Source organism: Pseudomonas sp. CDFA 610 (assembly GCF_021147865.1).
GTDB classification, from domain to species: Bacteria; Pseudomonadota; Gammaproteobacteria; order Pseudomonadales; family Pseudomonadaceae; genus Aquipseudomonas; species Aquipseudomonas alliivorans.
The window spans coordinates 1-13,687 of sequence record NZ_JAGTPM010000006.1 but is presented as its reverse complement, the minus strand read 5'-3'; the positions used below and the strand labels follow the sequence as shown (position 1 = coordinate 13,687).

General features: G+C 58.9%; 14 protein-coding genes. 6 read left to right on the top strand and 8 right to left on the bottom strand.

Annotated features, from left to right (window positions below):
- Positions 1-52 precede the first annotated feature (52 nt).
- The 7 genes from KDX39_RS12270 to KDX39_RS12240 all read right to left on the bottom strand — a co-directional run bounded on the left by KDX39_RS12270 (position 53) and on the right by KDX39_RS12240 (position 6,299).
- Complete coding sequence (locus tag KDX39_RS12270; protein WP_231660552.1) at positions 53-1,075, bottom strand: ketoacyl-ACP synthase III; 1,023 nt, start codon at positions 1,073-1,075, stop codon at positions 53-55.
- Positions 1,075-1,716, bottom strand: a complete 642-nt coding sequence (vioB, locus tag KDX39_RS12265; RefSeq protein ID WP_231660551.1) for a dTDP-4-amino-4,6-dideoxy-D-glucose acetyltransferase VioB — start codon at positions 1,714-1,716, stop codon at positions 1,075-1,077. Before vioB ends, KDX39_RS12270 begins: the two co-directional genes overlap by 1 nt.
- Positions 1,713-2,474 (bottom strand): SDR family NAD(P)-dependent oxidoreductase, encoded by a 762-nt coding sequence (locus KDX39_RS12260; protein WP_231660550.1) that lies wholly within the window; start codon positions 2,472-2,474, stop codon positions 1,713-1,715. The genes vioB and KDX39_RS12260 overlap by 4 nt, the downstream gene beginning before the upstream one ends.
- A gap of 52 nt (positions 2,475-2,526) precedes the next feature.
- Positions 2,527-2,736 (bottom strand): acyl carrier protein, encoded by a 210-nt coding sequence (locus KDX39_RS12255; protein ID WP_004880682.1) that lies wholly within the window; start codon positions 2,734-2,736, stop codon positions 2,527-2,529.
- Positions 2,737-2,987: 251 nt separating this feature from the next.
- Positions 2,988-3,680 (bottom strand): sensor histidine kinase, encoded by a 693-nt coding sequence (locus KDX39_RS12250; RefSeq protein WP_231660549.1) that lies wholly within the window; start codon positions 3,678-3,680, stop codon positions 2,988-2,990.
- Complete coding sequence (locus KDX39_RS12245; protein ID WP_231660548.1) at positions 3,677-5,278, bottom strand: tetratricopeptide repeat-containing response regulator; 1,602 nt, start codon at positions 5,276-5,278, stop codon at positions 3,677-3,679. The genes KDX39_RS12250 and KDX39_RS12245 overlap by 4 nt, the downstream gene beginning before the upstream one ends.
- Positions 5,279-5,624: 346 nt before the next feature.
- A complete protein-coding gene (locus KDX39_RS12240; protein WP_231660547.1) occupies positions 5,625-6,299 on the bottom strand; it encodes a TIGR04211 family SH3 domain-containing protein in 675 nt (224 codons plus the stop codon).
- 465 nt (positions 6,300-6,764) lie between these two features.
- Between KDX39_RS12240 and ppnN the strand changes: the two genes are divergently transcribed.
- On the top strand, positions 6,765-8,138 hold the full coding sequence (ppnN, locus tag KDX39_RS12235; RefSeq protein WP_231660546.1) for a nucleotide 5'-monophosphate nucleosidase PpnN: 1,374 nt from the start codon (positions 6,765-6,767) through the stop codon (positions 8,136-8,138).
- A 44-nt stretch (positions 8,139-8,182) separates the two neighbouring features.
- Here ppnN and KDX39_RS12230 read toward each other — a convergent pair whose 3' ends face one another.
- Positions 8,183-9,052 (bottom strand): helix-turn-helix domain-containing protein, encoded by an 870-nt coding sequence (locus KDX39_RS12230; protein WP_231660545.1) that lies wholly within the window; start codon positions 9,050-9,052, stop codon positions 8,183-8,185.
- A gap of 151 nt (positions 9,053-9,203) precedes the next feature.
- Here KDX39_RS12230 and pobA point away from each other — a divergent pair, with 151 nt between their 5' ends.
- From pobA to KDX39_RS12205, 5 genes are all read left to right on the top strand, one after another.
- Positions 9,204-10,388 carry a 4-hydroxybenzoate 3-monooxygenase gene (gene pobA, locus KDX39_RS12225; RefSeq protein WP_231660544.1) on the top strand — a complete coding sequence of 395 codons (1,185 nt, stop codon included), beginning with the start codon at positions 9,204-9,206 and terminating at the stop codon, positions 10,386-10,388.
- A 199-nt stretch (positions 10,389-10,587) separates the two neighbouring features.
- Complete coding sequence (locus KDX39_RS12220; protein ID WP_231660543.1) at positions 10,588-11,913, top strand: MFS transporter; 1,326 nt, start codon at positions 10,588-10,590, stop codon at positions 11,911-11,913.
- A 166-nt stretch (positions 11,914-12,079) separates the two neighbouring features.
- Positions 12,080-12,307, top strand: a complete 228-nt coding sequence (locus KDX39_RS12215) for a DUF6152 family protein (RefSeq protein ID WP_331462079.1) — start codon at positions 12,080-12,082, stop codon at positions 12,305-12,307.
- 186 nt (positions 12,308-12,493) lie between these two features.
- Entirely contained in the window at positions 12,494-12,925 is a 432-nt protein-coding gene (locus KDX39_RS12210) for a DUF6644 family protein (RefSeq protein WP_231660542.1), read from the top strand.
- A 291-nt stretch (positions 12,926-13,216) separates the two neighbouring features.
- Positions 13,217-13,687, top strand: a 471-nt coding sequence (locus tag KDX39_RS12205) for a contractile injection system protein, VgrG/Pvc8 family (RefSeq protein ID WP_269439894.1), incomplete at its 3' end; no start/stop codon positions are given.

Genomic DNA, 13,687 nt, shown 5'->3' with positions numbered 1-13,687 from the left:
GGTATGACGCAGAGCCTTGAGTCAGTCGTGATACAGGGGCAACCCTTGACGGTTACCAGTGTATGACGCACGCACCCCACGAATAACCGACTCCGAACCCGACCGCAGCGACCCGATCACCGCGTTTGAGCGCCCCCTTGTCCAACGACTCTTTCAGCGCGATGGGAATGGTGCAGGACACGGTATTGCCGCAGTGCTGGAAGGCAGAAACGAACTTGTCGGCAGGCAATTTCAGACGCCGGCGCAAGGCATCCAGCATGAAGTGGTTGGCCTGATGGAACACGAACAGATCGATATCGGTCACCGCCAGTTCCTCGTCGAACAGTGAAGCGAACAGCTGCGGCACGCGTGTCATGGAAAACTCGAAGATCGCCGGGCCATTCATGTATAGATTGGCGTCGGTCCGCACGTTGCCGTTGTCATCCTCATGGGTTTCAGGCTGCGGATTCTGCGCCGAAGGTCTGCGTGCGCCGCCAATGGGCACAATCAGGTTCTCGGCCCCGGAGCCATCACTGCCATAACGAAAGCGCTCCATGAACGGCCCACCCTCGGTGGCACTGATCAGTGTGACGGCCGCCGCATCGCCGAACAGGGTGCGAACACTCTTGTCCTGAGGGTGAATGTAGCGACTGTAGGTTTCCGCTGTGACCAGCAAGACGTTGCGGCACTGGCCCGACTCGATCAGCCCCTTGGCGATGCCAAGCCCGTAGATGAACCCTGAACACCCCTGATTGAAATCGAAGGCGGCGCAGTGGGTCGGCAGTTGCAGGCGATGCTGCAGGATGCAGGCAGTGGCAGGCAGCACGTAATCGGGACTTTGCGTGCAGTAAATCAACGCATCTATCTGGCTGCGCTGAATGTCCCCTTTGAGGAACAACTTCTCGCAGGCCCGAAAGGCAAGGTCGGACGCGGTTTCATCCTTGTCGATGATATGCCGCTCACCGATACCGGTCTTGGCGAAGATTTTCTCGACGTCCCACTCGGGAAATTCCCGGGCCAGCGTTTCGTTGTCCAGTGAATGAGCAGGCAATTCATATTCTATGTCGACGATTCTGGCATGAGACTTCATGAGCATTACCCCGATATACGTTTGGCGGGTACACCGAACACCGTAGTGCCTGCGGCCACATTGCGTATTGCAACACTGCCCGCTCCGACTACAGCCTGTTTGCCGATTCTGACCCTGGGCAGGACGCTGGCATGCGTGCCCATGAAAACGCTCTCTTCCAGCACGACCCCACCGGTGATGTCGCAATGTCCACTCAAGGTGGAGAAATCACCGATGTCTGCGTCATGCCCGATCAGGCAGCCTATATTGAGAGTCACGAATGCACCGATCCGAAGATCCACCGTCAGTACCGTTGAAGGACAGATGACCGTGCCCTGACCTACCACGACATTCTCGCCCATGATGACCGAAGGGTGGATCAGCGTGAAAAAATGGCTGCCCTTGGCGAGCAGCTTTTCAACGACGGCGCGTTTCCCCTGAGGCGCGCCAATCGCGCAGACCAGATACTCGTCAGGCTTGGGCTCGTAACCGTCCACGCTTGACACGACAGGCGGGTAATGGTCGAAACGCTCGGTGGAGCCCGGGCCATCGTTGATGAACCCGGCGATGTGCCAGCCCGGGTTGTTCGCCACCCAGTCGGTCAACCAGGCATGCACTTCACGCCCGAACGCACCCGCACCGACGATGAGCAGGTTCTTGACAGTCATTGAGCCAGATACCCCCCATCCACGACCATCGACGTGCCGGTCACCCAGCGAGCCGCTGCAGACAGCAGATAATTCACCGCGTAGGCAATATCCAGCGGATCACCGAACCCCAGTGGATGTTTCTGCTCCACGGCCTTCATAGAGTCGGCGCCCACCAGGTCCTCAAGCGTGCGGGTCATTTCGGTTCTCACCACACCCGGTGCAATCGCATTGACCCTGATCCCGTCGCGGGCCAGCTCCAGCGCCGCAGCGCGGACCATCGATTCAACTGCGCCTTTGCTGGCGCAGTAAGCCATCAGGGAGGGCTGGGCAGCCTGAGCCATCACCGACGAGAGCAGAACGATGCTGGCACCTTGAACGAACACCCCTTTCTGCCTGAAGGCCTTGACCAGCGAAAAGCCGGAGGTCACGTTGGTGGCGAATACCGTTTCCCACTGATCGAGCCCCAACGCTCGAATCGGCATAGGCATCTGCACGCCGGCGGCATGAACCAGCCCGTCGAAGGGCGCGTAAGCCTTGGCCAGATTGCGCATCCAGCCTGAAACAGCAGCCCCGTCCAGCAGATCGAACGGCTCGACCCCATGACCTTCGCCATGGAGCTGAAGCCTTGTCGCTTCAAGGCGCTCGGTATTTCTGGCAACCAGCACCACGCGCGCGCCCTGTTGACTCAGCCAGATCGCGACCTGGCTGCCGATACCGGAAGAGGCACCTGTCACCATCACCACTTTGCCGCTCAATGAAAAAGGACTACTCACCACCCAACGTTCCCCTTGAGGGTCGATTCATACGAATTGAACAGATACCTGCGAATTACTTCTCGGTGACGAGATCGATGACATCGTCCACAGTCTTGCAACCATTGAGACGATTGGCCGCCAGGGTCTTGCCCAGATGTTCGTCGGCAAGCGACATGAATGTCAGGACCGCAATGGAGTCCCAGTCAAGGTTCTGGCCCCTGCTCAGACTGCCTTCGTCTGCTTCCATCGCTTCTTCGATCAGCCTGAGTACTTTGTCTTCCATCTCTATGCTCCCGGACAGCCCGCTATTGGATTGATTCTGCGCAGACCAAAGCCGACGCCTGAAAGCGATATAGCAATAATCGAACCAAGCCAACGAACATGGGGAGGTGCCGTGATTACGGGGTTTCAGGAGAGAAAGCATGAGGCACAGAGGTTTGAAAGCCAAAAAGATGACGCTCAAGGCCTCAGTGATCAGGCGCGGGCATCCCGCGCCGCGTCAATATAACGAAGAGACGCGACGGCCTCTTTCATTCATGGCAGATAGATGCTGAACATCGCCCCGCCCAGCACGCCGCCGTTGGCGATCTCGATTCGTCCCTGTATGCCGTTGCGCACATGCAAGCGGGCAATGTGTGCGGCAAAGTACAAACCCAGGCCGGTGCTGCCAGTGCCCTGATTGATGCCCTGCACATACTCGGTCTGACGCTCGATCAGGTACGCCGGATAACCAGGACCGTCGTCATTGATTGTGATTTTCAGCTGGCCATCCTGATCGCCGATGCTGATCGCCAGTTGCTCGCGGGCAAAACCGATCGCGTTGACGATGATATTGCCCACTACCGAACCGACCAGCTCGCGGTCGAAAAAACCCAATGGGCTTGCATCGGTGATATCCACACGTGCGGCGATACCGCGACTGGCCAGCACATCCTGATGATGCGCCAGCTGGGCCTCGATGAAATCGTCCAGCTCGTGATAATCAGGGCGCAACGGCAGCTGGTTGACCCCGAGTTTGTAAAGACCCAGCAGTTGCACGAGCATGCCGTTGAGGTTGGCGAACTCGTACTCGATCACCCCATGCTCCGGGGTGTCGCGCTGCTGGACGGAGAGCTTCGCCAACCACTCGGTGTGGGCCTGGGTCAGCGTCGCCAGCGAGTTCTTCATATCGTGCACGGTGGAAGCAATCACCATGGAAAAATCGAGTCCCTGCTGCTCTTCGCTCATGCGCCAAACGCCCTTTCCCTGAGTTTCTGATAACGCTCATAACGTGGATCGCTGTCCGGGATCATGCCGACCATTTTCAGGCTGGCGCGGCACTCTTCAAGCCCGGCTTGTCCGAGGTTCTGCCCCGGATGCAGCAGCGACTGCGCCATGTTCAGCGCGATACTGATGTTCTTGGGCTGCAAGGCCAGCGCACGACGGAAATGCTCCTGCGCCTCTGGCAGGTTACCCGCCTTGTAGCTGCGCACGCCCTGCAGGTTGAAATCGACGGCGGCTTTGTTGGCGCCCAGAATGGCTGGGTCGTCGGTCATGCTGGCCACGCTCTTCATCACGGCCGGGTCGTCACCGTAGACTTCCGCGCAGTTTTTCAGCACGCCCGCACCGGCTTCTTCCTGACCCAGTTGCTTGAGCTGCGAAGCCACCAGCAGGGCTGCATCAGCACTGAGGAACTGCTCCATGCCCTCAAGCCTGGCCATCGCCTGCTCAGTGAGTTTGGCGGCGGTTTCCGGGTCCGAGTGTTGCAGGCTGGCGGCCTTCATCAGGCGCGTGCGCACTTGCAGGCCTTCGTCGTTGGTGTGCTCCTTGGCCACATCACCCAGCGCGTTATTGATCTCGACACGGGTACGCGCATCCAGCCCCTGATCGCCACCCTTGCTGATCAGGGCATGGGCCAGACCCAGGTTGGTTTCAGGGTCCTTGAAACGTGAATGCGCGCCTTGAGACACCGCCTGACGAAAGGCCTTGGAAGCGCTTTCGAAATCTTCGTTGTCCATCGCCAGCTTGCCCAGCATTTTCTGGCGGCGTACTGCCAGAGGCGAAAGGCGCACAGCATTTTCCAGCGCACTCTGCGCACGCTTGGCATCACCGCTGACCACCAGCACATCGGCCAGGCCATCGTACAAAGCCGGCATGGTGGGGAACGCCTTGATCGCCTGCTCGTAAACGGCCTGAGCTTCGATGACCTTGCCGCGCTTGAGCAGCAGGCTGCCCAGCGCGGCATACGCCCAGGGCGTGGCGCGGTCGGCAAGGATGGTTCTGAGAAAAGCTTCCAGCGGCTCGTTCTGTTTCAGGTCACGCAATGCGTCGGCCTTGTAGCGCAGGCACAACGGCGCGAAACGCGGGTCCTGCTCGATCAGTTTGTTGCACGCTGCCAGCACTTCAGCAGGTTTGCGACGGTCCAGCGCTTGCAGAATCGGCTTGAGCAGGTTCTTGCGCTGCACGAGCTTCTCCAGACGCTGGGCCAGGCCTGCGCGGTTGAACGGTTTGGTCAGATAGCCATCGGGCTCCCACTCCAGCGCGCTCATGACCATCGCCTGACTGTTCTCGGCAGTGACCATGATAAACACGCTTTCGTAGCTCAGCAGCCGCTCGACCATCAGGTCTTCCAGCACTTGCTGACCGTTCTTGCGGCCATCGCCCAGATTGAAATCGTGCAGCACAAAGTCATAACGCTTTTGCGAGCACATGCGCAGGGCCTGCTCGCCGGTGTCGGCCGTGTCCACTTCCTTGACGCCCAGCTCACGCAGCATCGACCGCACCGAACTGCGAAAGTCGGAGAAGTCATCAACGATAAGAAAGCTTTTTTGGTTGTACGCCAGCATCCGGATTCCTACACAGGAGAGGGTGAAAATATAAGACCCATGGCCTGAACGACTTTTCCAGGTCCAGCATCGATGCGCATGTTAACTAATGGCCACATGCCATATACAGCCCTGATCGCTCTATCTTGAGGTTCAATTCAGGGCACCAGCCAGTTTTTCGACCACGCAGGCAGAAACTATAGAGCGAACATCGACTTCGCGACTGATTGCATCCAGGACAGGCAGGATTTTTTGCGAGGCAGATCGAAAATGCGGGAATGAGAGGGCTGCTACGGAGAAGCGAGTCACATACAGGATGGCACCGCAGCGCCCCGACACGCGGGGGCTGCGGCATGCGGATCGAGCGTTACACCCAGCCGTCGTTCTTCTTGCGGCCACGGGTCAGGGCCGGCAGGATCAGACCGACCAGCAGCCCGGCCCCGGCAATGCTGCCGCCGTAGACCATGTAGCGCATCATCACCTGCTTGTTCTCGTCACCCAGCCGCGCCTGTGTGGAACGCAACTCGGCCTGTGAGTCAGCCAGTTGATCATTGAGGGTCTTGGTGCGTGCTTCCAGCTCATCGACCAGCTTCTTGCGCGCATCCAGAGTTTCCTGCATGCCTTGCACGCGGGTTTTCCAGGTGTTGTCGATGCCGTTCAATTGTTCGGTGAGTTCTGCGACCTGTTGGGTGAGTTGCGGCACACGCTCCGCCTGACCCGGGACTTCCTGCAGATCACTGCTGGGAATCCACACGGTACTGCCCCCCTCACCGCGCACCTGACTGAAATTGCCCGAAGTGCTGAGCAGCTCCACTTTCTGCCCGGACTTGAGCGTCCCGACGATGCGATGTCCGTCAGTAGGGCCGCTGCGCACGTAGGTGGTCAGGCTGTCACTCACCCAGCGGTCACTGTCCGCTGCTTGAGCGGTCACCGGAGTAATAACGCAAAGAACGGCGCCCAGCAGACCGGTGCCGAGGAGATGACGCGAAGCAGTGAACAGGCCAGGGGCACGAGAACGCAGTGCTGAAAGATGACGAGACATGGCAATGATTATCTTTGTCTGGAATGAAAATAAAGCCCCGACGTACGGGCCGGCTAACGATGGCTCTGGCAGGTGGCAAATCAATTGCAACTCCTGTCTGGACGGGATGTCTGCCTATCAGGCGAGCTGAAAAACGCCTGCAATCCTTTATATCGGCAGCCACTTGCACGGGCTGTCCAGAGAGTCCATCAGCTAACAGACCCTGTTAAATGGGTCAGGTTCACTATCGGCCCGCTTGCGCGTCAAAATTCAGCCGCGTGGCGTTTCGATCAAGTGCCTGCTTTAAATGACTTCAGTCCTTCAGACGACGCCCACACCCTCGAACACGCAGCAGGTAAGGCCCGGCGTTTGCATTCGCGCCCAAGTGCTGTAGAAAATACCCGTCAGGCGTGAACGTCTTCGATGCTCACCATCCTGATGCGCAGGCCCTGCCGCCTCGACTGCATCGCTCTAATGGAAAATAGAATGATCCCAAGACAAGTGATTAACGCCACGGTAAGCCCAAAAGGCAGCCTTGAAACCCTGTCCCAACGTGAAGTCCAGCAGCTCAGCGCTGCCGGCTCAGGCAGCACCTATACCCTGTTCCGCCAGTGCGCCCTGGCCATTCTCAATACTGGCGCGCATGTCGACAACGCCAAGACCATCCTTGAGGCCTACGAGAACTTCGAGGTCCGCATTCACCAGCAGGACCGTGGCGTGCGACTGGAGCTGCTCAACGCTCCGGCCGATGCCTTCGTCGACGGCGAGATGATCGCCAGCACCCGTGAAATGCTGTTCAGCGCCCTGCGCGACATCGTTTACACCGAAAGCGAGCTGGACAGCCAGCGCATCGACCTGAGCAACTCTCAGGGCATCACCGATTACGTGTTCCACCTGCTTCGCAACGCCCGCACGCTGCGCGCCGGTGTCGAACCCAGGATGGTAGTGTGCTGGGGCGGCCATTCGATCAATACCGAAGAATATAAATACACCAAGAAAGTCGGCCACGAGCTGGGCCTGCGCAGCCTGGACATCTGCACCGGCTGCGGCCCCGGCGTCATGAAAGGCCCGATGAAAGGCGCGACCATCGCGCACGCCAAGCAACGCATCGTCGGTGGCCGCTACCTGGGTTTGACCGAGCCGGGCATCATCGCCGCCGAAGCGCCCAATCCTATCGTCAACGAACTGGTGATCCTGCCGGACATCGAAAAGCGTCTCGAAGCCTTCGTGCGCGTCGGCCACGGCATCATCATCTTTCCGGGCGGTGCAGGCACGGCCGAAGAATTCCTGTACCTGCTGGGCATCCTGATGCACCCGGACAACAAGGATGTGCCGTTCCCGGTAGTGCTGACCGGTCCGAAGAACACCGAACCCTACCTGCAACAATTGCATGCGTTCGTCGGCGCCACACTGGGTGAAGAGGCGCAGCGTCATTACCAGATCATCATCGACAACCCGGCAGAAGTCGCCCGTCACATGGCCAAGGGCCTGAAGGATGTGCGTCAGTTCCGTCGCGAGCGCAACGACGCGTTCCACTTCAACTGGCTGCTGAAGATCGAAGAAAGCTTCCAGCACCCATTCGATCCGACCCACGAAAACATGGCCAGATTGCAGCTCAACCACAACATTCCGCCTCATGAACTGGCGGCCAACCTGCGTCGGGCGTTCTCCGGCATCGTGGCGGGCAACGTCAAGGACAAGGGCATTCGCCTGATCGAAGAACACGGCCCGTACCAGATCCATGGCGATCCATCGATCATGCAGCCGCTGGACAAACTGCTTAAGGCCTTCGTCGATCAGCACCGCATGAAGCTGCCGGGTGGCGCAGCTTATGTGCCGTGCTATCAGGTTGTGACCTGATAACAGGACTGCAGAAAAACGGGGCGCTGTTCAGCGCCCCGTTTTCATTTCTGCTGACGGAACTGGCTGGGTGACTGCCCGGTAGCCCGCTTGAAGAATCGGGAAAAATACGCCGGCTCGGAAAACCCCAGGCTGTCGGATACCTGATTCACCGTCATGGTCGTATAGACCAGATTACGCTTGGCCTCCAGCAGCAGACGCTGATTGATGATCTGCAGCGCCGATTGATCGCACAGCCGCCGACACAGCGCATTAAGATGTGCCGCGCTGAGCCCCATGCGCTGCGCGTGCTGCTCGATGGACCAGTGTTCGCGGAAGCTCGACTCCAGCTGATGCATGAACACCTGCAAATGCTCCCGACCGCGCTCCTGCACCGGACTGTCATCACCCCGCTGCTCGCTGCCCCGTCGACTGAGCCAGACCATCAGCACATTGATCAACGACTGCAGCATCAGGTCGCGACCCGGCTTGCGCTGGCGGTACTCGCGGGCAATCGCACTGAACAGCGTGTCCACGTAGATGCTGTCCTCGCCCAACGCATGGCAACGCGCCGTGCCGATGGCCGAAATATCCAGCGCAGCTTCCAATTGCTCCACCAGCGGCCGCGCCAGGCTGAGGATGTGACCCTGAATGTCCTCGGCGAATTTGAACGTGTGCACGCTCAATGCGGGGACCACTTGCAGCGACGGCGTATCGACCTGATTCACCCGGTCCTCGACTCTCAATATCGCCCGACCGGACTGCACATACAGCAACTGGACCAGATCACCATGCCGATGGGGCTTGATCTCCCATTCATGCATTTTGCTGCGCTCGGGAATCGACTCGCAGTGGATCAGGTCAGGCGTCGGCCACGCCGTGGTTTCGCCGTAAAGCTTGAAGACGGGGACGGAAACGGGCGCTGTTCTTGGCATCGATCATTCCTCACCAGACCCTTGGAAAGTCCAGATAATGTGCTGGATATTGCCTTCTTATCTCGTCGTCATCCATTAAAAATGCAGGAGACAAAAACAAACACATCCCGCACGCCTCGGCTGGCAGGGGTTACAAAACAGGACGACACCCATGAAAACCCAAGTCGCGATCATCGGCTCAGGCCCCTCCGGACTGCTGCTGGGCCAGTTGCTGCAACGTGCCGGTATCGACAACGTCATCGTTGAACGCAAAGACCCCGACTACATCCTTTCCCGCATTCGTGCCGGCGTGCTTGAACAAGGCATGGTCGACCTGCTGCGCGAAGCAGGCGTCAGCGAGCGCATGGATGCTGAAGGTCTGATCCACGACGGTTTCGAGTTGGCCTTCGACGGGCGCTGCGAGCGCATTGACCTCAAAGGCCTCGCCAATGGCCAAACCGTAATGGTCTACGGCCAGACCGAAGTGACCCGCGACTTGATGCAGGCCCGCTCCGCGTGCGGTGCCATGACGGTCTACGACGCCGAAGACGTCCAGCCTCATGACCTCAAGACTGACCGCCCTTACCTGACGTTCGTCAAAAATGGCGAAACCGTGCGTCTGGACTGTGACTACATTGCTGGGTGCGACGGCTTTCATGGCGTGTCCCGCCAGGCGATCCCGGCCCAGGCACTGAAGGTATTCGAACGCGTCTATCCGTTCGGCTGGCTCGGCGTACTGGCCGACACCCCGCCGGTCAACGAAGAACTGGTTTACGCCAACCATCCGCGCGGCTTTGCCCTGTGCAGCATGCGTTCGGCGATTCGTACGCGTTATTACGTGCAGGTCAACTCGAACGAACGTGTCGAGGACTGGTCGGACGAGCGTTTCTGGGACGAACTCAAATCGCGGCTGCCTGCCCATCTGGCCGGGCGTTTGGTGACCGGCCCGTCCATCGAGAAAAGCATCGCCCCGCTGCGCAGCTTCGTGGTCGAACCCATGCAGTACGGCCGACTGTTCCTGCTCGGCGACGCGGCGCACATCGTCCCGCCCACTGGCGCCAAGGGCCTGAACCTGGCCGCCAGCGACGTCAGCACGCTATACCGCATCCTGCTCAAGGTCTATCGAGATGGACGCACCGACCTGCTGGAAAAATACTCGCAGATCTGTTTGCGCAGAGTCTGGAAAGCCGAGCGATTTTCCTGGTGGATGACCTCTATTTTGCACAACTTTCCCGACACCGACGCCTTCAGCCAGCGCATCCAGCAGACCGAACTGGACTACTACGTCGGCTCCGAGGCAGGACGCCGGACCATTGCCGAGAACTATGTGGGCTTGCCTTACGAAGCTATCGAATAAGGTATTGTCGGGCGCATGATCAACGATCACGCGCCGTCTCTCTGCCAGGGCCCTGAACAGTGCCCGCCTTTGTGCAATCTCACAACGCACCCTCGCCTCAGCCGTGCAAAACCCCAAAGCGTTTTTTCTGCAGCCTCCCTATGATCGGAAAGCCCCCGGCAAGCTGCATAAAAATAACAAGCTCTGAGGAACTGACGCCATGTCCAACTCTCCGGTTCGCGAGGTTGGCGACGCTGACGGCAATCATGTCTATCGTCGCATCACCCTGCGCCTTATCCCTTTCATCTTTATCTGCTACCTGTTCAACTATCTGGACCGCGTGAACGTCGGCTTCGCCAAGCTGCAGATGCTCGACGCCCTGAGTTTCAGCGAAACCGTCTACGGCCTGGGTGCCGGTATCTTCTTCATTGGCTACGTGCTGTGCGGCCTGCCCAGCAATCTGGCGCTCAACCGCTTCGGTCCACTGCGCTGGATCGGGTTGATGATGATCACCTGGGGCACGTTCTCCACCTGCCTGCTGTTCGTCACCGCGCCAGCCGAGTTCTATGTGCTGCGCTTTCTGACCGGCATGGCCGAAGCAGGCTTTTTCCCCGGCATCGTCCTCTACCTTTCGCGCTGGTACCCGAACCAGCGACGCGGCCGGATCATGGCCTTGTTCATGTCGGCAATTCCGGTATCCGGGCTACTGGGCGGACCGTTCTCCGGCTGGATTCTCAACCACTTTGCCGCCGGTCAAGGCGGGATGGCGGGCTGGCAGTGGATGTTCCTGATTCAGGGCCTGCCGACCGTTGCGCTGGGCGTGCTGGCGTTCTTCCTGCTCTGCGACAAGGTCGAAGATGCACGCTGGCTGACGCCCGAGCAGCGTCAGCGGGTCAAGGCCGATATCACCCAGGACGAACTCAATCGCCCGGTGCAAGGCAAGCGTTCAGTGGCCTCGGTACTGACGATGCCTTTCATCTGGATTCTGGGCTTCATCTATTTCTGTATTCAGAGTGGCGTTTACGCGATCAACTTCTGGTTGCCGTCGATCATCAAGAATCTGGGCTTCAGCGATGCACTGGTGATCGGCTGGATCAGCGCCGTGCCGTACCTGATGGCGGGCGTCTTCATGCTGCTGGTGGGCCGCTCCGCAGACCTGCGCAATGAGCGCCGCTGGCATCTGGTGGTGCCGATGCTGATGGGCGCAACAGGGTTGATCATCGCTGCCAACTTCGCCACCGTGCCGCTCGTGGCCATCGTCGGCCTGACCATCGCCACCATGGGCGCATTGACCAGTCTGCCAATGTTCTGGCCGCTGCCGACCGCCCTTCTCAGCGCCAGCGTTGCAGCGGGCGGCCTGGCCCTGATCAACTCGATCGGGCAAATGGCAGGCTTCCTCAGCCCTTATCTGGTGGGCTGGATCAAGGACCAGACGGGCTCGACCACCATGGCGTTGTATTCCCTGGCTGCACTGACCATCGTCGGCAGTGTGGTTGCCTTGCGCATCAGCCGTCAATCGGCAGTCAAGGTCCGCGCGACGGCTTGAGTCTCTTCCAACCGATCACGACCTCCACGGTAACCGGCTACCGCGGAGGTCTCGGATTTCCATCCGTCGGAGAGATAGCCTGACGCGTCGCTCTTTTCGTTTCAGCTGATTCACTTGTCTGCATCGACTTGATATCCCCCATGATCCTTGCAGGAGCATCCGTGCCATGAACCTCATGCACAAGAGCCTCGGCGCATCCCTACTGATGGTTGCCAGCGTCGCCTTTGCCCACCACGGCTGGAGCAAATACAACGCCGACAATCCGCTCACCCTGACTGGCACCATTTCTCAAAGCGGATACGCCAACCCCCACGGTTTCATCCAGCTCAAAACCGCCGACAAGACCTGGACCGTGGTGCTGGCACCGCCCTCACGTATGGAAACCGTGGCCTGACTCAGCAGATGCTGGCAAACGATACGCAGGCAACCGTCGTGGGTTATCAGAATCGAACCCGGTCTGAAGAGCTGAGAACGCATCACCATCAACGGCAAGACTGTCGAGCTGAGATGATGGCGGTCGTCGTCGACGGCTCATGGCTCATGGCTCATATGGCTGCAAGCTTCACCGCTCGGTCAATCCATGCGTGGCGAGGTCTGGTTGTACCCGATAGTCGAGGTGGTGCACATCATCGGCTTTGCCGTGCTGGTCGGTTCAGTGATCCTGTTCGACCTGCGCCTGCTGGGATGGTCGAAAGACATCCCCATTACGGCGCTTGCGCGTCATCTGCTGATCTGGGCCCTGTCGACACTGTTGCTGATCGTACCGGCCGGGCTGATGATGTTTGCAGCCCACCCCGACGACTTCGCCAGCAACGGCGTCTTCATTCTCAAACTGTGTCTGATCGCGGCTGCCGGTGCCAACGCGGCACTCTTTCATGTGGGCGTCTATCGCTCAGTGACGCACTGGAACGTCCGGCAGACTTCACCGTGCCTCGCCAGATGCCATGCCGTGCTTTCAATCGCACTCTGGATCGGCGTCGTGACCTGCGGACGACTGCTGGCTTACACCTGAAAATACCGTAACGCTCGGATCATCGTGATGCGCAACTTATTGCACAGGCGCTGCCCACAGGACCTGTTCCAGACCTTGCAGGCCAACGCCCTGGTTCGATTCGCAGACATTTGCGCACGTGCGCAATACCTTGCGCGGTACTGACGGCCAAACTGATCAAAAGACGATCAATCCTGTAAAAAAAATACACTATCTATTTGTTTTTTATATAAAAAAAATATCAGGCATGCATCTTGTTATAGGTACCTGACTCGACGGGCGCAGTTGCCTGTTGATACAGAGGGAATCGGGATGCCTGCCCACCAGACTTTTTTCAAGCTCAACCTTGATGGCGTCGATCACGACTTTCAGGTGCTCGCCTTCAGCGGCCGGGAAGCCATCAGTCAGCCGTTCACCTTTACCCTGGATCTGGTCAGCGAGTCATCCTGCCTGGATCTGGAAAGCCTGCTGAACCGTCCTGCCTTTTTGCAGTTCGCGCCAGACAACGGCGGGATTCACGGTCTGATCGACCGCATCGCCCAAGGCGATTCGGGGCAACGTCTGACCCGTTACTCGATCACCTTGCGCCCGCACCTGGCTCGCCTAGGCCATCGCACCAATCAACGCATCTTTCAGCACCGCACGGTGCCGCAGATCATTGCCCTGATACTGGAAGAGCATGGTCTGCTCGCCACCACCTATCGCTTCCAGCTCGCCAGCGTCTATCCCGAGCGTGAGTACTGCGTGCAGTACCACGAATCGGACCTGCACTTCATTCAGCGC